Here is an 18,964-nt window from a genome sequence, read left to right as displayed (position 1 = left end):
CGGCGCCGGATTGAGTCATCTGGCGCAACGATTACCTATTTTGAAGGCGTTCAGGCATGAAGATCACGGTCGTGGGTACCGGTTACGTGGGGTTGGTGTCGGGGGCGTGCCTGGCCGACATGGGCAACGACGTCATGTGTCTGGACGTGGACGCGGCGAAGATAGCCCTCTTGCGCCAGGGCGGCATTCCCATCTATGAGCCGGGCCTCGAAGACCTGGTGCGCCGCAACGTGCAGGCGGGCCGCCTGCATTTCACCGACGACGTCGCGCAGAGCGTGGCTTTCGGCGACGTGCAGTTCATCGCCGTCGGCACCCCGCCCGGCGAGGACGGTTCGGCCGACCTGAAATACGTGCTGGCCGCCGCCCAGAACATCGCTCGCCACATGACGTCGCGCAAGCTCATCGTGGACAAGTCCACCGTGCCGGTGGGCACGGCCGACAAGGTGCGCGATGTCGTGGCGCGTGAATTGGCCGCACGCGGCGTGGACATCCCCTTCAGCGTGGCGTCCAACCCCGAGTTCCTGAAGGAAGGCGCCGCCATCAACGACTTCATGAGCCCGGACCGGGTCGTGGTCGGCGCGGACGACGACTACACCATCGGCGTCATGCGTCGCATCTACGAGCCCTTCCAACGCACCCACGACCGCCTGATGGTGATGGACGTGCGTTCGGCCGAGCTGACCAAGTACGCCGCCAACGCCATGCTGGCCACGCGCATTTCCTTCATGAACGAAATGGCGAACCTGGCTGAAGCCCTGGGCGCGGATATCGAACAAGTGCGCCGCGGCATCGGCGCCGACCCGCGCATCGGCTATCACTTCCTGTATCCCGGGGCGGGCTACGGCGGCTCCTGCTTCCCCAAGGACGTGCAGGCGCTGGTCAACACAGCCGCCGAGAACGCCTTGCCCATGCGCGTCATCGAGGCCGCCGAGGCTGCCAACCACGCGCAGAAATTCCGCCTGTCCGAAAAACTGGTGGCGCGTTTCGGCGAAGACCTCAAGGGCCGCAAGATCGCGCTGTGGGGCCTGTCCTTCAAGCCCAACACCGATGACATGCGCGAAGCGCCCAGCTTGACCGTCATCGCCGAACTGACGCGCCGCGGCGCCGAGGTGCGCGCCTATGACCCCGTCGCCATGCACGAGGCCGCGCGCGCGCTGGCCGGCAAGCCCGGCATCAGCTTCGCCACCGACATGTACGACGCGCTGGACGGCGCCGATGCGCTCCTGATCGCGACCGAATGGAAGGTCTTCCGCGCGCCCGACTTCGATCGCGTCAAAGCCCTGCTCAAGACTCCGCTTATCATCGACGGCCGCAATCTCTACACGCCCGCGGACGTGCGCGGCCTGGGATTCGAGTACTCGGGCATCGGCCGCGCATGAAGATTCTGCAACTGAACTTCGAGAAGGGCTGGCGCGGCGGCGAACGGCAGACGCTGTACTGCATGCGCGCATTCCGCAAGGCTGGCCACGACGTCGAAGTGATGTGCCGCGAAGGCGCGCCCTTGGCCGAGCGCGCGCGCCAGGAGGGCTTCGTGGCCCATACCTGCCGCAACGTGCCGGGGCAGCTGGCCTTCCTGGCCGGCGCCGGCCGCTACGACATAGTGCATGCCCAGACCGCCAACACCATCACCTGGGCGGTCCTCACCAAATGGCTGCACCGCCGGCCGGTGGCGTTTTCCCGCCGCACGTCCTTCGTGGTCAAACCCGGCGACGAATGGAAGACCGGCTTCAAGTGGCGCCACGCCGACCTGTTCGTGGCGATCAGCGAGATGGCCGCCGGCGAGCCGCGCCGCCTGGGGATCGAGCCCGTCATCATCCGCAGCGCCGTCGAGCCGCACCAGATCGACACCGAGAATGTCGCCCAGCTGGTGCGGGAATTCGATCTGGCCGGCAAGAAGGTCATGGCCACGTCGGCCGCGCTGATCCGCGACAAGGACCCGGTCACGCTGGTGCGCGCCGTGGCCGAATTGGCCAAGACGCGCCGCGACTTCGTGTTCCTGCACTTCGGCGCCGGCGGCGACCGCGAGCAGCAGGCCAAGGATGAGGCGCGCAAGCTCGGCATCGAGGACGTCTATCGCTTCGCCGGCTTTCGCAAGGGCGTGGAAGATTTCTACAGCATCCTCGACGTGTTCGTCATGAGCTCCGAGGAAGAGGCCCTGGGCAGCAGCGTGCTGGATGCTTTCCTGCAACGCGTGCCGGTGGTGTCCACCGATGCTGGCGGCCTGAAGGAAAGCCTGGCCGACGGACGCGGCGTGCTGTGCGCCGTGGGTGATTTCCAGGCCATGGCGCAGGGCATGGCGCGCTGCCTGGACGACGCGGCCTTCCGCCAGGAAGTCACCGAGCGCGCCTATGCCTACGTGCGAGACGAGCACGACGTGCAGAAGATGGGCAACCGCTACCTGGCGCAGTTCGAGCGCCTGATCGCCCGCCGCTGATCCGACCTGCCTCAGGTCCGCAGGTCTATCCGGGTCTCGAACTTGGCGCGATGCACCGAGAAGAACGTGCGCACATTGCGCACGTTGGCCTGCGCGGTGAAAGCGCGGTGCACCAGCGCGTGATAGGCCGGCATGTCCTTCACCTGCGCGATCACCACGAAATCCGGCCCGGGCGATACCCGGTAGCACTGCAGCACCGCGGACTCGGCCAGCATGCTTTGCTCGAACGCGTCCAGGCTCTCAGCCGCCTGCACGTCCAGCGTGATCTCGACGATGGCGGTCAGCGTGCTGCCCAGCTTTTCCGCCGCCAGGATGGCCACCTGCCTGTCTATCACCCCTTCATCCACCAGCCGCCGCACCCGCCGCAGGCAGGTCGGAGGCGAGGCATGCACGCGTTGCGCCAGCTCTTGGTTGGTCAGCGAGCTGTCTTCTTGTAACTGTTCAAGAATGCGCCGGTCCAGATCATCCAGCTCTGGCAGGGAAATCTGTGCGTTTTGCATGATTAATTTCAAAAAAATGATCTAGAAGAAATATTATTTAATCACAATCATGTAAGGGAATTAACTTCCATTTTTTACTGCATAAAGAAATCAAATTTCTTGCGGGGACGAGCACAATGCGTCGGTACACGAACTTACCGGAGCACTCTCCTATGTGCGGCATTGTTGGCGCCGTCGCCCAGCGCGACATCACCCCGATCCTCGTTGAAGGCCTCAAGCGCCTTGAGTACCGCGGCTACGACTCCTGCGGCGTCGCCGTCTACGCCGACGGCCATCTGCGCCGCACGCGCAGCACGCAACGCGTGGCCGAATTGGCCGAGCAGGTTGCGCAGGACAAGGTCAGCGGCTTCACCGGCATCGCCCACACCCGCTGGGCTACCCACGGCGTGCCGGCCACGCACAATGCCCACCCGCACTTCTCGCGCCTGGGCAACGACGAGCCGCGCATCGCGCTGGTCCACAACGGCATCATCGAGAACCACGACGAACTGCGCGCCGAGCTGCAGGCCGTGGGCTATGTCTTCGAAAGCCAGACCGATACCGAAGTGATCGCGCACCTGGTCAACCACCTGTATGCCGGCGACCTGTTCGAAGCCGTGCAGAACGCCGTGCGCCGCCTGCATGGCGCCTACGCCATCGCCGTGTTCTGCCGCGACGAGCCGCACCGCGTGGTCGGCGCGCGCCAAGGCTCGCCGCTGGTCGTGGGCGTGGGCCAGAACGAGAACTTCCTGGCTTCCGACGCGCTGGCCCTGGCCGGCACCACCGACCAGATCATCTACCTGGAAGACGGCGACGTCGTCGACCTGCAGCTCTCGCGCGTCTGGATCGTGGACGCCAACGGCAAGAACGTGGACCGCGAAGTCCACACCGTGCACGTGCATACCGGCGCGGCCGAACTCGGCCCTTACCGCCACTACATGCAGAAGGAAATCTTCGAGCAGCCGCGCGCTGTCGGCGACACGCTGCAGGACATCGAAGCCATCACGCCCGAACTCTTCGGCGACCAGGCCTACAAGATCTTCAAGGACGTCGATTCCCTGCTGATCCTGGCCTGCGGTACCAGCTACTACGCGGGCCTGACCGCCAAGTACTGGATCGAGTCCATCGCCAAGATCCCCGTGGCCGTGGAAATCGCCAGCGAATACCGCTATCGCGACAGCGTGCCCAACCCGCGCTCGTTGGTGGTCACGATCTCGCAGTCCGGCGAAACCGCCGACACCCTGGCCGCGCTCAAGCATGCGCGCTCGCTGGGCATGGAAAACACGCTGACCATCTGCAACGTGTCCACCAGCGCCATGGTGCGCGAGTGCAAGCTCTCGTACATCACGCGTGCCGGCGTCGAGATCGGCGTGGCTTCCACCAAGGCCTTCACCACCCAGCTCACCGCGCTGTTCCTGCTGACCCTGGCATTGGCCCAGGTACGCGGCCACCTGACCGAAGAGCAGGAAGCCGAACACCTGAAGGCGCTGCGCCACCTGCCCGTGGCAATCGGCTCGGTGCTGGCCCTGGAGCCGCAGATCATGGCCTGGGCTGACCGCTTCGCCTCCAAGGAAAACGCCCTGTTCCTGGGCCGCGGCATGCACTACCCGATCGCCCTGGAAGGCGCGCTCAAGCTCAAGGAAATCAGCTACATCCACGCCGAAGCCTACCCGGCCGGCGAACTCAAGCACGGCCCGCTGGCCCTGGTGACCGAGCACATGCCCGTGGTCACCATCGCGCCCAAGGACGAACTGCTGGAAAAGCTGAAGTCCAACATGCAGGAAGTGCGCGCGCGCGGCGGCGAGCTGTATGTCTTCGCCGATGCCGACAGCAAGATCCAGAGCGCCGAAGGCATGCACGTGATCCGCATGCCCGAGCACTATGGCAAGCTTTCGCCCATCCTGCACACCATCCCGCTGCAGCTGCTGTCGTACCACACGGCGTGCGCGCGAGGCACGGACGTGGACAAGCCGCGTAATCTGGCCAAGAGCGTGACGGTGGAGTAAGGCCGGACCGTCGCTGCCATATCGAGCAAAAAGCCCACCCGCCCGGTGGGCTTTTTGCTTTTTGGGGCGGCGCGTGTGCGAATACTTACTTGTCCGGGGAGCGGGAGTCAGGCTTTGTTATTTCTGAATAATGACTGTAGCCAGGCTGTTTTTGAATATGACATTGCGCCGAGCTATTAATAAATAACCCCGCGCCGCCATTATGTTTTTTCATTTTGGTTAAACCGGACCAACAAAAACCCTTTTATATAGTTGCTAACAATCTCGTTGGCCGGCCATGTTGCGGTTTATGTAATGAATGTAATTGTTTGAGGGATTTCCCGGGGTTTATTGCGACGAATCCGACTTACTTGCACAGCAATAAAAATATTTAGAAAGAATTTTGCTGTTTGCCACCTATACGATTCGTTGGCTCGCCGCTTGGTACGCCTAATCAAGTATCGAGCTGTAAATATTCTTAAGCAATACGCCCGCCCGAACCGGGGCAAACATATTCGATTCTGCATCGATTTCGTGCCCCCGGGTGTCAATTTCTAGTGTCTTCGACACGACGAAAACAGTGAGGTCCCCCGTGGTAAAGAGAATCGCAGTGTGTGGCCTTGGATATGTCGGCCTGCCCGTAGCCGTCGCATTTTCCAAGCGCTTTGATGTCATCGGCTTTGACGTGGACAAGCGGAGAATCGCACGGCTGAAAGAGGGTGATGACTGGACCGGCGAGATCGAACGCGACGTGTTGCTTGCCTCCCCGATGCAGTTCACCGACCAGATCTCGGAACTGGAAGGCTGCGATTTCTTCGTCGTGGCCGTACCGACCCCCGTCGACGAAAAGAACAACCCCGATTTTTCGCTGCTGGTGCGCGCCTGCCGCTCGATCGGCCCCGTGCTGCGCCCCGGCTGCATCGTGGTTTTTGAATCCACCGTCCATCCCGGCGCCACCGAGGAAATCTGCGGACCGGAGCTGGAGAAGGTGTCCGGCCTGCGTTGCGGCGTCGATTTCAAGCTGGGCTACAGCCCCGAGCGGATCAATCCGGGCGACCGCGAGCATCCGCTGGAGAAGATCGTCAAGATCGTGTCCGGCCAGGACGAGGAATCGCTGGAAGTCATTGCCGGCGTGTACGAGAAAATCATCGACGCCGGCGTGCACCGCGCCTCCTCCATCAAGGTCGCCGAGGCGGCGAAGGTGCTGGAGAACACGCAGCGCGACATCAACATCGCGCTGATGAACGAAATGTCGAAGATCTGCGATCTGGTCGGCATCCGCACCTCGGAAGTGCTGGCAGCCGCCGGCACCAAGTGGAACTTCCTGAAGTTTTCGCCTGGTCTCGTGGGCGGTCACTGCATCGGCGTCGATCCGTACTACCTGACGTCCAAGGCGCAGGAGCTTGGCTATCACCCCGAGGTCATCCTGTCGGGCCGTCGCATCAATGACGGCATGGCCAGCCACGTCGCTTCGCGAGTGGTCCAGACCCTGGCCCGCAACGGCCGCCTCAATGCCACGACCCGCGTCGGCATCCTGGGCATGACGTTCAAGGAAAACGTGCCCGACATCCGCAACTCCAAGGTGGTCGATCTTTACAACGCCCTGGGCGCCTACGGCATCACCCCGGTCGCGTGCGACCCGATGGCCGATCGGGAACAGATGGAGCACGAGTACGGCATCAAGCTCGTCGAGCGCGACCAGTTCCGCGACATGGATGTGCTGATCCTGGCGGTGCCGCACCGTGAAACCATGAACACCTTTTGGGACGACCTGCCGACGCTGGTCAAGAGCGACGGCATGGTGTGCGACCTGAAGTCCGTGCTCGACAGCAAACGGCTTCAGTCCGACCTCCTGTACTGGACTCTTTAAGTTCAGGCTCACTATCGATCACTAGAGGAGAGCCTCCGAATGGCTGCTTTTACCACCGCTCCGATTGGAACCTGCCGCATCCATACGCCGCTGCGCGATGCCGTGGGCCGCTACCCGATCAAGCTGCAACTCGGGCGCAACTACGGTTTCGTGCACACCAGCGCCGAGGCGCTGCAGCAGGCGCGATTCATGTTCGGCCAGGGCGACATCCCTGCCGACGTCCAGCGCGTGATCTTCCGGCCTTCGAATGGCGAGCAGGCGCGCAAAGGCGCCCACAAGCCGGCTGACCTCTATGTGGTCGAACTGTCTTCGCGCAAGCTGCTGACCATAGACGGCTACCCGATACAGTCCAACTACCTGGTGCGCTACTTCAGCGAATTCTTCGCCGACCGCACGCGCACCCGGATGTTCTGGTCCATGGCCCACGCCGACCGCCTGGCCGAGCGCCGCGCGCTGCTGGACCAGGACCCGGTCTTCAAGGCGCTTACGCCGGACGACCGCAACCTGCTCGCCCGCATCGTCAAGCGTGACCAGACAGATGAGGAGATCGAGCAGGAAATGAACCAGCTGGTCGACCTGCTGGGCCGCGACAAAGTGGTGTTCGTCACGCACGTCAATGCCATGACGCCGGACAACGCGCCCATCGAGCAACGCCAGCAACTGATCGCCGCGGTGCTCGCCAGCGCGCAGCGCATCGGCGTGCCTTGCTACGACCCGACGCCGCTGATGAACAAGATCGGCCAGGCCGAGGCCATGGAAAATGGCGGACTGGACCTGACCCACTACACGCCGGCTTTCGCCGAACGCCTGTGCGCAGAGTGGTTCAAGACCTTCATGCGTCCGCGCCTGGATGCGTCGACGACGCAGCCCTCCGCGCCCAAGCTCTCCGCCGATGAAAGCGCCGACCGCATCGAGAAGCTCTGGGATTCGGGCGAACTGCGCGAAGCCTCGCGCCGCGTGCGCGAGGTGCTGCGCCGCCATCCCGGCTTGCCCGACCACACGCTGTTGTTTGCGCGCATCCAGGAAGAGCTGGGCGACTACGAAGGTTCGCTGGCGCTCCTGGGCAGCGCCGACGGCGCGGTGGCGTCCGGCAGCAAGGCTGAGCAGATCCTGATGCGCAACCAGTTCAAGCTGGGACGCCATGACGTGGCGTATTCGCTGGCTGCAGGCTTGCTGGGCGATGAGATCGAAACCCCCGAAATCGTGCGCATCGCGGCGATTTCCGCGGGCCAATTGGGATATGTGGACGAGACCCTGGGCAACTGGAAGCAGTTGTTCCGCATCTCTTCTCCGGAAGACGCGATCGCGGTGGAAGCCGCCGACACCGTGCTCGCGCTGCTGCAGGCCAGCGGCGACATGGAATCCGCCATACGCTGGGTCCACGAGGTCCGTGCGGCCATGCCCGCGTATGGCCGCGGTTTCGCCATGCTGTGGCGCGACCGGCTGCTGGCCGGCGATCGCGCCGGACTGCGCAACCTGGCGTCCGAGTCGCCCGTGCTCAATGATGTCGACGCGTTGGAGCTGGTCAAGGAAGCCTCGTGGCGCGGCAGCATCATGGCCGCGGCCACGCTGGCGGTCTCGTGCAAGCTGGCGAGCAGCGAGCATGAGGATATCGTTGCCTGGCTGAATTCGCAGTCGCAGGCCTGGGCCGAGGAAGGTAACCGCGCGCTGGAAGAAGGACGCCTGCGCGATGCCGCGGAGCGCATCTGCGCGCATCGCCTGCTGACTCCCGATGCGTTGGCCGGCGTGCGCGCCCAGCGCGCCTTCGAGCGTGCGATGCGCCTGGGCGTGCGGGCCGCGCTGGTGGCGGGCAATCACAAGGAAGTCATCGACCTTACCGACATCGCGCTGGACAGCCAGATCGATTTCCCGGAACTGCATGCCATGCGCGGCCGCGCGGCCGACGCGCTAGGCGACAAGAAGACCGCCATGCGGCACCTCGAGCAAGCTGCCGCCGGCGATTCCGCCTCGTTCAGCACCCAGCTGCATTTTGCGCGGGTAGCCTTCCACGGCGGCTGGTATGGCGAGGCCATCGACGCCTACAAGACCGTGCTCGACCATGCCGGCGCGGACCAGGGCGCCAAGGACGAAGCGCAGCGCCAGCTAGGCAGGCTGGGACCCCGCGCCATCCGAGGCGCGCGCGAGATCCTTTCCTCCGGCGATCACCAGGCAGCCTGGAACCTGCTGGAGCGTGTTGCGCAGTCCTGGCCCGGCATGTCGGAAGTCGACCATGAAAAGCGGCGCATCATCGCCGTGCTGTACGCCGAAGCGCGTGCGCTGGATTCGGCCAGCACGACCGAACGCCTGGCGTTGGGCGAGCGCATCCTGAAGCTGGTTCCGGAAGACCCCATCGGCCTGCGCCTGGCCGCCGTGGGCGCCATGCGACTGCATCGCTTCGAACAGGCCCTGCCGTACTGGCGCAAGTTGCAGGAACGTTCCGAAAATCCGGCGCAGTTCGATCACTACATCGAACGCTGCCTCGTGTGGATCGAGAAGATCAACCGGAGGAAGGCAGCATGAATCCCCCATTGACTACCGAGCGAGCGGAGGCTGCATCCGATCTGCAAGCGGTGCAAGCCCGGTTGGAAGAGATCGTCACGGCGTCGGTGCGGGTTCAAGTCGCCCAGGAAAACCTGTCCCGCGCCCAGGAACTGGCGCGCGAGCACATGGCAGACTCCAAGGTCCGCTTCCTGCTGCTCAGGCTGAAGGAAGCGGCGGGCCTGAACGAAGGCATGGCCGAGCAGTGGGCCACGCTGTTGCAGGAGTGCCCGGACGATTTCCTGATCGTCCGCTACTGCGCGACGCGCTTGGTGAAGGAACGCAAGATCGATGAGGCCCTGGCCCTGGTCGACCATCATCTGCCGCCCTCGACGCAGAATCCCAACCGCCTGTTCGCGCGGGCCAAGCTGCTTAGCGACATCCGCGCGCACGAGCAGTCCGACGAACTCTTTCGCCGGCTGATTTCCGAGAACACCGACCGCAACATGCGCGTCGAGTTCGCCAAGCGCCTGCGCAAGCGCGGGCTGCTGGCCGACGCGTTCGACGCGATCGCGCCCGTCATGAAGCACCTGACGCCTGGCAGCAAGGCGGCGGAGCTGGCCAACGACCTGGCCAGCGACTACGCCTTCTACCAACGCTTCGAGTCGGAAGAGGGGCTGGTGGGCAAGGATGTCAGGATCGTGTCCATGAAGCATGCGATCCTGCACTTCCGCGACCGCAAGATCGTCGAGCAGTCGGCGGAGAAGCCGGTGTCGGTGGCGCTGGTCACGGGCAGTCTTGGCCCCGGCGGCGCCGAGCGCCAGCTGACGCGGCTTGCGGGCGAACTGACCCGCCTGGCGGAGTCGCCCGAGCGCCGGCCGGCAGACGTGATCATGATGCCGAAGAAAGTCGAAGTCATGGTCAAGCAGCACACCGAGCCCGCGGGCTCCACCAAGAAGCAGGGACTGGATTTCTTCCTGCCGGTGCTGGTGAAGGCGCAGATTCCGGTCACGGAGATCAACAAGCTGCCGGCCGTGTCGGTGTCCCATCAATCCATGCCCGAGGGCAGCCTGAGCCGTCTGCTGGAACAGTTGCCGCCTCCGGTGCACTACGGCGTGACCCGGCTTACGCCTGTGCTGCGCGAGAACCCGTTCGACGTGGTGAGCCTGTGGCAGGACGGAACCTGCCTGTTCGGCGCGCTGGCGGCGCTTTTGGCTGGCGCCCCGACCATACACCTGGTCTTCCGCGGACTGCCGCCGAACATCCGCAAGGACCGCTTCCGCGAAGAATATCCCGAGCTGTACCAGGCCCTGGCCCAGGTGCCGGGGGTGGTTTTCGTCAGCAACAGCTGCAAGGCCGCGGAAGCCTACTCGGAATGGCTGGGCATCCCGATCACGCGCTTTCACATCCTTTACAACGGCGTGCCCGATTTGTCGACGGACGCTTCGGCCGTGGATGAGGAAAAGTGGAAGGCCTTTCAGGAAAGCACGAACGACGCCACCGAGACGATAGGCGGCGTGTTCCGCCTGGAGCCGGACAAGCGGCCGCAGCTGTGGATCAAGCTGGCGGCGATGTACCTGAAGGACAGGCCGCAGGCGCGCTTCGTCATCGTTGGAGACGGACGGCTGCGCGAGAACATCGAGGCCCTGGCCGAAGAGCTGAGCGTGACGGACAGGCTCTTGCTGGTCGGTCTTTCCAACCACGTGGGCTATTGGTATTCGCAAATGGATGCCAGCGTCCTGCTGTCGCGTTACGAAGGCTTGCCCAACGTGCTGATCGAAGCCCAGTTGGTGGGAGTGCCGGTGATCTCGACTCCGGCTGGCGGCGCTGGCGAGTGCTTTGTGGAGAACGAAACCGGCCATCTGCTCAGTTGCGTGGATCACCCGGATCTGCACGAGGCCTGCGAGAAAGTCGCATCCATGGTCGACCAGGTGCGCAGCAACGAGCAGCTCAGGCAGCACAGCCGTCACCGCGCGCAGAAGCTGTTCTCGCTTGACGCCATGCTGACCAAGTTCATGGGCCTGTGCATGCCCGTGGTGTCCGAGAACGACGAACGCATGGATATCGAACCCATGCGCCTGATGCAAGCCTGATTGGCGTCCAACCGATCAAGCTGCGGAAACGAAAGGATCTTATGCATATGTACGTCCCGGGTTCAGGGCTGCGACGCAAGGCAGCCCTGACCATGGTGGTTCTTGCCACGTTGACTCTCGCGGGGTGCCAGCTGCCCCGTTCCGGCCCGATGCTGAGCGAAATGACGGGCGCGCACGATGACAAGGACGTCATCGTGATGCCCGTCTCGCGCGAACTGGTGCAGGCCAGCCGGGTGCCCGATGTGGCCGATTTTCCCGTGCGCTACCGCGATCTCACGCAGGCCGGATTCGACCGCCTGGTTCCCGGCGACGGCATCAATGTGAAGGTTTGGGAGCGCGGCGGGCTGGGCGTGTTCGCGGCGGACCCCTCCGGTGTGAGCGACCTGGGCAACCAGGAGATCGACCCGGCAGGGAACGTGACGTTTCCCATCCTTGGCAAGTTCCACGCCGCCAACATGACCCTGGCGCAGCTGCATGATGCCGTCGTCGCTCGTCTGGCCAGGCTGGTTGTCGGCGCCGACGTGAGCGTGACGCGCGCCGCGGACGCGCGCGGCCAGATGGTGACGGTGCAGGGCAACCTGACCAAGCCCGGCATGTATCCCATCACCCAGACCTCGCAGCGCCTGAGCAGCGCGCTGGCCCAGGCCGCGCCGGTGCAGACGAACCCCGAACAGCTCGTCATCAGCCTGCGCCGCGACAACCAGGTGGCGTCGGTGCGGCTGTCGGATATCTACCGCAACCAGAACAACGACATCCTGCTGCGCGCGGGCGATGTCATCACCGCCTATGACTCGAAGGAGTACCTGACCGTGCTGGGCGCGGCCGGCACCCAGGGGCGCGTGGCCATCAGCAAGCGCAACTACAGCGTGCTGGATGCGCTGGCGGATTCCCGCGGCCTGGACGACAAGCTGGCGGACCCGCGTTCCGTGTTCCTGTTCACGCCTGCGAAGGCCGGCGCCGAGGGCAAGCCGGATCTGCTGCCGGTGGTCTATCAGTTCGATCTGACGCGTCCGGAGCAAGTGGCGCTGGCGCGCGAATTCACCGTGCAGGAAGGCCAGGCCATCTATATCTCGGATGCGCCGTTCACGCAGGTGCAGAAGGTGTTGTCCGCGTTCCGCGTCACGATGAGCGCCGGCTTCAGCGCCACGCGCGCCATTGACAGCGACTCGGGCGGCTCGTCCGGCATAAGCCAATAGCGTGTCGATGAGTAACGAGGACAGGATCAAGGGCTGGCGTTCGCGCCGTAAGGACAGTAGCTACGCAGTAGGAGCCGGCGTCGCGGCATGGCGCCTGGATCCGGCGGCATTGTTTGAAGCAAAGGCCACGCCGGCCGTCCTGCTCAAGCCCCTGGTCGCGCGCCTGCAGGGCGAGCCGCACGACTCCGTGGCTGCCCGGCGGGCGGTGTACGAGGCGGTGCAGGCGGAGCTGGACGCGGAGATCGCGCGCAGCAACGTCGATGAGACGCTGGCGGATTTTTCGCGCCGGCGCCTGCGCGTCATCGTGCGCCTGCTGGAAATGGATATCCGCGACGGCGTCGAAGTGTTCGCGCCCGGCTACATGCCAGCCAAGCTGGTGGCGGAAGACGAGCGGCTGGCCGCGGCGCATGCGCGCCGCGTGGATCGCCGCAAGCAGGACGAGGCGCGCGAAGCGCGCCGCCACGCCTCGCGCAACGACATTGCGCTGGAAGTCGAAGTGCCGCAGGACGAGGCCGGCGATCTCGCGATACTGCGGGCCCGCTTGCAGGACCTGCATGAAGGACATGATCCGAGCCATTCCGTGAAGGTCCGGCCGGTCGGCCGCACGCTGCTGGCGATGTTCATCTACCAGCTGCGCGTGATGCATGGCGAGAGCCGGATCGCCCTGGTATGGGCGCTGGTGGGTCCGGTCGTGCTGTTGACGCTGATTTCGTCGCTGTACATCCTGATGGGCACGCACTACATCATGGGCATGGACGTGCAGACGTTCTCGCTGCTGGGCGCGACGACCTGGATCATGTTCCGGCAGATCGCCTTCCGGAGCAGCACGGCCTACGTATCTGCCCGCGGTTTGCTGAACTTCCAGGGCGTTACTCCCTTGATGTGCGCGCTGGTGCAGGCGTTCATCTATGTGTCGGTATATCTGGTGGTGTTCCTGGTACTGATCAGCGCGGGCCATGCGCTGGAACTCGTGACGCTGCCGAAAAGCTGGTCCGGTTTTCTGCTTTTCGTCGTATTGATGGGATGCTTCGGGGCTGCGCTGGGCGTGTTGTTCGGATCGATCGCGACCTACTGGCATTTCTTTCTCAGGCTCGCGCCGATCATCGAACGGTTTCTGCAGATCTTCGCGGCCGTGTTCTTTGTTTCGGAACAGTTGCCAGAGAACCTGCGGCCCTGGATGCTGTGGCTGCCTTTGGCGCACGGCATGCAGCTGCTGCGCTCCGCGTATTTCGAGGCTTACGCCTCGCACGATGCGAGCTTGGGATACTTCCTGACCTCGTTGGTTTTCTTGATGGTGCTTGCGTTGGCGGCCGAGCGGCTGGCCCGTCCCAACGTCCAGCCGATGTGAGGGAAGTGGATGATCCATTTCAATGGCGTCACTGACGAGCCCTATGCATTCGGAAGCAGGCAAGCGCTGCTTTCCAATGTTGATCTCGATATTCCGGTCGGGCGCTATGCGCTGCTGTCGCCCGCGCCGGAATTGCATCGCCAGATCGTCGATGTGCTGTGCGGCCTGCGGCCGCCGCGCCAGGGCTTCGTCAAGCACGATGGCAACGTGTCCTGGGCGATAGGGCGCCAGGGATTCATCCGCGGCAAGGCCAACGGCCTGAGCATGATCGACTTCGTCAGCGAAATGTACGAGATCGACGCGGATGCCACGCATGAACTGGTCGCGGACCTGGTCAGCGATCCCAGGACCCTGGCCAAGCCCATGGAGCATTGGCCGCTCTACGCGCGGCAGGAGTTTTCCTTCGCGCTGGCGCTGGCGCCGGCGTTCGATGTCTACGTGATCGAAGGGGCCATCCCTTTCGAGCCTTGCCGTTTCACCCGCCTGTGGCTGGCTCTGTTCGAAGAGCGCCTGGTCGGCCGGACACTCATTCTTTCCAGTTACCGCCAGAATCAGTTGGCGGACTATTGCTTCAAGGGTTTGATTTATGAACGAAGCGCACTCAGCATCGAAGACGACCTCGACCAGTGCATCCGCAGGTTCCCCCCGCGACGATCAAGGAGCGAATCCGGCACAGGCGACGACGTCCTCGGAGGCGGCTTCGATGAGGGCGGAATCGGCCTCTGAGGGCAGGTCCGAAATCGAACGCCGCCGCCGCGAGCGGCAATCGGCGCTGCGAGAGCGGCGCCGTCACCGCTGGATCAACACGCTCATCGTGCTGGCGCCGGTCGCGTGCGCCCTGGCGTATCTGCTGCTCTTCGCCACGCCCCGCTACGAGGCGGAATCGCGCTTTTTCGTGCAGTCGGCCTCCGGGCAGCAAGGCGGCGGGGGGGCTGCGGCCAGCCTGCTGACCACGGGCAACGCGGGCGGCATGCTCGGCGGCTTCGTGGATGGCTGGGCGGTCGCCGATTTCCTCAAGTCGCGCGATGCCATGCAGCAGCTCGACAAGAAGGTCGGCCTGCGCCAGTACCTGATCCGCGCGGGCATGGACCCTGTGAATCATCTTGCAGAGGACTCAAGCGAGGACGATCTCTATCGCGCCTACCAGGCCTCGGTAAAGGTCTCCTTCAACGCGCTGGAACAGATCGACGTGCTGCGCGTGAGCGCGTTTTCCTCGGAGGATGCCGCGCTGCTGTCCCGGGCATTGATCGAGCTGGCCGAGAGCTTCGTCAGCTCGATGAACGAGAAAGGCGTCGCCGACAAGCTGAAAGTGAGCGAGGAGGCGGTCAAGCTCGCGGAGCAGAAGGCGCTGGCCGCCCGGGAAACGCTGACAGCATGGCGGACCACGCACGGCAACATCGATCCCACGGCCACGGTGACGATGCTGCTGAACCTGTCCAGCCAGCTCGAAGGGGAGCTCAACACCGCGCAGATCAATCTCGACAAGATCCGCGCGTTGGGCAACAAGGACCATTTCATGCTGCGGCCCGCCGAGATGCAGGTGGCTTCCCTGAAGAAGCGGATCGCGGCCGTGCGCCAGCGCCTGAGCGGCGCGGGCAACACGGAAGCGAAGCAGCTCAAGTCCTATGAAGCGCTGCGCAACGCCCAGGCGTTCGCGGATTCGAACCTGACCCTGGCGCAGCAGACCTACCAGCAGGCCATGACGGACACGCTGCGGCTGCAACGCTACCTGTCCATCATCGCGCAGCCAGTACCCACGGACCGCCCGAGCAGTCCGCGTACCGGAATCCTGCTGCTGCAGGCGCTGGCGCTGGGCTTTGTGCTGATGTTCATCGCTCGGGTGGCGTTGGCGTTGTTGAGGGGATTGCGTCATGGTTGATACGGCAATTGCGGATCGTCCCGCCGGCACTGATGCCACGGCACGCTTGCGTGACGTGATCAAGCAGATTCATTCCGCGGCCGAGCCGCTGAACGATATGCCCATGCTGGAGCCGGCGCTGCGCGAGGCCGCGGACGGTTGGCGCGACGCCCGCCGCTTGCTGGTTTCGCCCCTGGTGCGGGAAGGCAAGCTAGGCGCCGCGATCGCCGCGCTGGAGATCATGGTCGCGGTCTATCCCGCGCGCGCCGACGAGCGCCGCCTGCTCGCCAGCCTGTTCGGACGCACCGAGCAATGGGACCGCGCCATCGCCGAGGCGGACGCCGCCGGCGGCATCGAACCCGGCGCGGCGGCGCTGCATGCGGCGCGCATCCAGTTGCGGGTGCAGGCCGGCCGTGTGGCCGAGGCTGCCGAGGTCGCACGCGCGACCCGGAACCTGGCGGAAAACGAACCCGGCGAAGCCTACCCTTGGCTGATGGCTTTCGTGCGCAACGGCGATACGGTCGAGGCGGCCGGCATGGCTGCCGCCTTGGACCCGCGAGAACTGCCCAACGAGCGCGTGGCGACGATGGCGGTGCGCGCCTTGCTGGATGACGGCAGGGTGGAGGCGGCGATCCGCTTTGGCGGCGCAGCCCTGGACGCGGGCCACGACTGCGCGGTCCTGCGCTCGTCCCTGGGCCTGGCGCATCTGCGGCGCGGCAACGAGAATGACCGCAAGGTGCATGCGCTGGCGCACTTCGAGGCCGGCCTGAGCGCGGCGCCCGCGGATGTCAGGCTGCTGACGTTGCATGGCGAGACCCTGCTGCGCGCCGGACGCTACAAGGAAGCCCTGACGCCGTTGAAGCAGGCCATCGACCTGGCGCCAGACCTGGAACAGACGCGGGCTTTCTACGCACGCGCGCTGCGCTACACGCTGCAGTACGACGCGGCGGCCGACCAGATGATGCATCTGCTGGAGAAGTCGCCCGAAAAGCAGCTCTGGCAGCGCGCGGCCATCAGCGCGCTGTCGCAGGCGGGGCGCAAGCAGGAGGCCGAGGCGCTCTTTGGACAGTACGTGGCGCAACGCGGCCAGCGGCTGCCGGCGACCTTCGACGAGGCCATGGCGCAGCTGGAGGAACGGCTGCACACCGCCCCGATCCCGCAGGCGCGCCTGGACTGGGCCTGGTCGATGCGCGGCGACACCAGTATCGACCGCGCGCAATGGGAGCGCCGTGCGCGCTGGGGCCACCTGGTGGACCACCTGCTGTTCGACTGGCTCGAATGCCGCGAGGAGAGCGTCGAAGAAGCCATGCAGGTGTTGGGAGAGCTGGATGCCGGCGAACGCTTCTTTGCGCCGCTGCTGGCGGGGGGCAAGGGCGTGGTGGTGGCCACCGCGCACGTCGGTCCCATGTACGCCGGGTTGATGGCGCTGGAACTGGTGGGCATTCCGTCGCGTTGGCTGGCGACCGCGCCCAGCATCGCGCAGAGCAGCTACTCCGCAGCCCTGATCTCCACTGCCGACCAAACCGAGGCGCAGGTCGCCAAGGCCTGCATGCGCGCGTTGACTTCGGGCTATGTGCTATGCCTGGCGATAGACGGGGCGGCCAATCCGGCGGCGCCACGGACCACCTTCGAAGGACAGGACGTGACGTACTCCGGCTTCGCGGCCCACCTCGCGCATCGCATGGGCGTGCCTTCGGTGTTCTACGCACCGCGCTGGGAGAACGGTCGCGTCGCCTATACGCTGGAGATGTTGCCCGCGCCCAAGCCTGGCGAGGACGCCGAGGCGTATTCCCTGCGTTGGCAGCAGGCCTATTTCGAACGGCTCAGGGAGCATCTTGCCGGTCCTCCGGAAAACCTGCGCCTGAGCGGCGGCATCTGGCGCCACGTCACGGCCGCGGACAAGTCCGCGCAGCAATAGGAGCGAATGCCGATGAAGGCTGCAATCAAGACCGCGCGCTGGCTGCTTGTCCTGGCCATGTCGTACGGCGGGGCTGCGGCCGCCGCCGACGCATGCAAAAGTCCGGACGAGCATTGTCCGTCCGTCGCCGCGCTGCTGCAGCAGCGCGAGGGCTACGGCGCCCAGGCCACGGGCGGCCTGGGCGGAAAGTTCATCGACGTTACGTCCGATCAGGACTCGGGTCCCGGAACGCTGCGCGCCGCGCTCGCGCAGGCAAAGAAGGGACCCACATGGATACGCTTCGCCTCCGACATGACCATCGTCCTGGATAAGCAGCTGCGCGTGCCGTCCAACACGACCATCGACGGGCGCGGCAAGCGCGTGACCCTGATCGACGACGGATTGGGCGTATATGGCAGCAAGAACGTCATCCTCACGCACCTGACCATAGACGGACGCTTGTCGCGGCTGACGCAAGCGGTGAACGTGGCCAACAACAGCCGCGACGTATGGGTGGACCACATGGATCTGTCGCGGATGTCGGACCGGCTGCTGAACGTGAAGAACGGTTCGACCGATGTGACGATCTCATGGACCAAGTTCCACAATTCCAACAAGGTCATGTTGCTCAACAACATCACCTCGAAGAACCTTTACGCAAACTACGACCGCGATTCGATCGCGCGCGTGACGCTGCACCATAACTACTTCCTCAACACCGTGCAGCGCAATCCGCGCGGGCAATTCGGCACCTTCCATCTCTTCAACAATCTGTTGGAAGACTGGGATTTCTACGGCATGAGTTTCAGCCTGGAGGCCAAGGCGCTGGTCGAAGGCAACATCTTCAAGAACTCCACGCAACGCAAATGCGTGGAGCCCGAGTTCTTCCCGACGGTGGAAGGCATCAACGTGAACTACTGCCACTACATTCCCATCGCCGCCAAGCGCAGCGCGCTGGAAAACGGCGAATCGGACCGCGGAGCCTATGAAACGCGGAAGGACGAACACGGCTATACGCGGGACTACAAGGCCTTCCTGCGCCTGAAGGACAATCTGTACCTGGGCGATGCGAAGCCGGTGTTGCAGGACTACAGGCCCGAGGCTGCGCCGACGCCGCCCTATTGCTACGGCTACGAAAAGCCTACGACGGAGCTGGCGGAGAAGATCCGCAAGTACGCGGGGAATACGGGCGGCGATACGCCGTTGCCGGTGTCCAGGATCGGGACGGGTTGCGGGGGATCAGCAGGCCGGTAGTCGCACGGTTCGCAGAAGCGGAGCCGGACCATGCGAGTTGAAGCCTGGCGTTATCGGTGAAATACAGCCTAT

13 protein-coding genes are annotated in these 18,964 nt (G+C 64.5%); 12 read left to right on the top strand and 1 reads right to left on the bottom strand.

Going from position 1 to position 18,964, the window contains the following annotated elements; all coding sequences use genetic code 11:
- Positions 1–56 precede the first annotated feature (56 nt).
- Both IB259_RS26945 and IB259_RS26940 read left to right on the top strand, forming a co-directional pair.
- On the top strand, positions 57–1,379 hold the full coding sequence (locus tag IB259_RS26945; protein ID WP_054455429.1) for a UDP-glucose/GDP-mannose dehydrogenase family protein: 1,323 nt from the start codon (positions 57–59) through the stop codon (positions 1,377–1,379).
- Positions 1,376–2,434: a glycosyltransferase family 4 protein gene (locus IB259_RS26940; RefSeq protein WP_125472866.1), complete on the top strand. Its 1,059-nt coding sequence runs from the start codon at positions 1,376–1,378 to the stop codon at positions 2,432–2,434. Before IB259_RS26945 ends, IB259_RS26940 begins: the two co-directional genes overlap by 4 nt.
- An 11-nt stretch (positions 2,435–2,445) precedes the next feature.
- Here the strand turns inward: IB259_RS26940 and IB259_RS26935 are convergent, their stop codons facing one another.
- Positions 2,446–2,934 (bottom strand): Lrp/AsnC family transcriptional regulator, encoded by a 489-nt coding sequence (locus IB259_RS26935; RefSeq protein WP_119449873.1) that lies wholly within the window; start codon positions 2,932–2,934, stop codon positions 2,446–2,448.
- Positions 2,935–3,086: 152 nt separating this feature from the next.
- Here IB259_RS26935 and glmS point away from each other — a divergent pair, with 152 nt between their 5' ends.
- The 10 genes from glmS (at position 3,087) to IB259_RS26885 (ending at position 18,892) form a co-directional block, all read left to right on the top strand.
- Positions 3,087–4,919 carry a glutamine--fructose-6-phosphate transaminase (isomerizing) gene (gene glmS, locus IB259_RS26930; RefSeq protein ID WP_054455423.1) on the top strand — a complete coding sequence of 611 codons (1,833 nt, stop codon included), beginning with the start codon at positions 3,087–3,089 and terminating at the stop codon, positions 4,917–4,919.
- A 589-nt stretch (positions 4,920–5,508) separates the two neighbouring features.
- Positions 5,509–6,768, top strand: a complete 1,260-nt coding sequence (locus IB259_RS26925; RefSeq protein ID WP_119449874.1) for a nucleotide sugar dehydrogenase — start codon at positions 5,509–5,511, stop codon at positions 6,766–6,768.
- A gap of 39 nt (positions 6,769–6,807) precedes the next feature.
- Positions 6,808–9,288, top strand: a complete 2,481-nt coding sequence (locus IB259_RS26920; RefSeq protein WP_175161982.1) for a hypothetical protein — start codon at positions 6,808–6,810, stop codon at positions 9,286–9,288.
- Positions 9,285–11,339, top strand: a complete 2,055-nt coding sequence (locus IB259_RS26915) for a glycosyltransferase (RefSeq protein ID WP_192330597.1) — start codon at positions 9,285–9,287, stop codon at positions 11,337–11,339. The genes IB259_RS26920 and IB259_RS26915 overlap by 4 nt, the downstream gene beginning before the upstream one ends.
- A gap of 41 nt (positions 11,340–11,380) precedes the next feature.
- Complete coding sequence (locus IB259_RS26910) at positions 11,381–12,535, top strand: polysaccharide biosynthesis/export family protein (protein ID WP_054455416.1); 1,155 nt, start codon at positions 11,381–11,383, stop codon at positions 12,533–12,535.
- 7 nt (positions 12,536–12,542) lie between these two features.
- Positions 12,543–13,883 (top strand): ABC transporter permease, encoded by a 1,341-nt coding sequence (locus IB259_RS26905; protein ID WP_119449877.1) that lies wholly within the window; start codon positions 12,543–12,545, stop codon positions 13,881–13,883.
- Between the two features lie 9 nt (positions 13,884–13,892).
- Complete coding sequence (locus tag IB259_RS26900) at positions 13,893–14,609, top strand: ATPase (RefSeq protein ID WP_054455412.1); 717 nt, start codon at positions 13,893–13,895, stop codon at positions 14,607–14,609.
- Positions 14,587–15,762, top strand: coding sequence for a sugar ABC transporter (locus IB259_RS26895; RefSeq protein WP_119449878.1), 1,176 nt, complete (start codon positions 14,587–14,589; stop codon positions 15,760–15,762). The genes IB259_RS26900 and IB259_RS26895 overlap by 23 nt, the downstream gene beginning before the upstream one ends.
- Positions 15,755–17,659, top strand: coding sequence for a Vi polysaccharide transport protein VexE (locus IB259_RS26890; protein WP_192330595.1), 1,905 nt, complete (start codon positions 15,755–15,757; stop codon positions 17,657–17,659). Before IB259_RS26895 ends, IB259_RS26890 begins: the two co-directional genes overlap by 8 nt.
- Positions 17,660–17,671: 12 nt before the next feature.
- Positions 17,672–18,892: a polysaccharide lyase family 1 protein gene (locus tag IB259_RS26885; protein ID WP_054455409.1), complete on the top strand. Its 1,221-nt coding sequence runs from the start codon at positions 17,672–17,674 to the stop codon at positions 18,890–18,892.
- Positions 18,893–18,964: the final 72 nt, after the last annotated feature.

This window comes from Achromobacter sp. ACM04, assembly GCF_014851465.1.
Lineage (GTDB): Bacteria > Pseudomonadota > Gammaproteobacteria > Burkholderiales > Burkholderiaceae_B > Achromobacter > Achromobacter aegrifaciens.
The sequence above is the reverse complement of the archived record's forward strand: the minus strand, read 5'-3'. Positions and strand labels throughout refer to the sequence as shown.

Coding starts and splice junctions, on each gene's coding strand:
- IB259_RS26945 (WP_054455429.1), top strand. CDS start 57: ATGAAGATCACGGTCGTGGGTACCGGTTACGTGGGGTTGGTGTCGGGG.
- IB259_RS26940 (WP_125472866.1), top strand. CDS start 1,376: ATGAAGATTCTGCAACTGAACTTCGAGAAGGGCTGGCGCGGCGGCGAA.
- IB259_RS26935 (WP_119449873.1), bottom strand. CDS start 2,934: ATGCAAAACGCACAGATTTCCCTGCCAGAGCTGGATGATCTGGACCGG.
- glmS (WP_054455423.1), top strand. CDS start 3,087: ATGTGCGGCATTGTTGGCGCCGTCGCCCAGCGCGACATCACCCCGATC.
- IB259_RS26920 (WP_175161982.1), top strand. CDS start 6,808: ATGGCTGCTTTTACCACCGCTCCGATTGGAACCTGCCGCATCCATACG.
- IB259_RS26915 (WP_192330597.1), top strand. CDS start 9,285: ATGAATCCCCCATTGACTACCGAGCGAGCGGAGGCTGCATCCGATCTG.
- IB259_RS26910 (WP_054455416.1), top strand. CDS start 11,381: ATGCATATGTACGTCCCGGGTTCAGGGCTGCGACGCAAGGCAGCCCTG.
- IB259_RS26905 (WP_119449877.1), top strand. CDS start 12,543: ATGAGTAACGAGGACAGGATCAAGGGCTGGCGTTCGCGCCGTAAGGAC.
- IB259_RS26900 (WP_054455412.1), top strand. CDS start 13,893: ATGATCCATTTCAATGGCGTCACTGACGAGCCCTATGCATTCGGAAGC.
- IB259_RS26895 (WP_119449878.1), top strand. CDS start 14,587: ATGAGGGCGGAATCGGCCTCTGAGGGCAGGTCCGAAATCGAACGCCGC.
- IB259_RS26890 (WP_192330595.1), top strand. CDS start 15,755: ATGGTTGATACGGCAATTGCGGATCGTCCCGCCGGCACTGATGCCACG.
- IB259_RS26885 (WP_054455409.1), top strand. CDS start 17,672: ATGAAGGCTGCAATCAAGACCGCGCGCTGGCTGCTTGTCCTGGCCATG.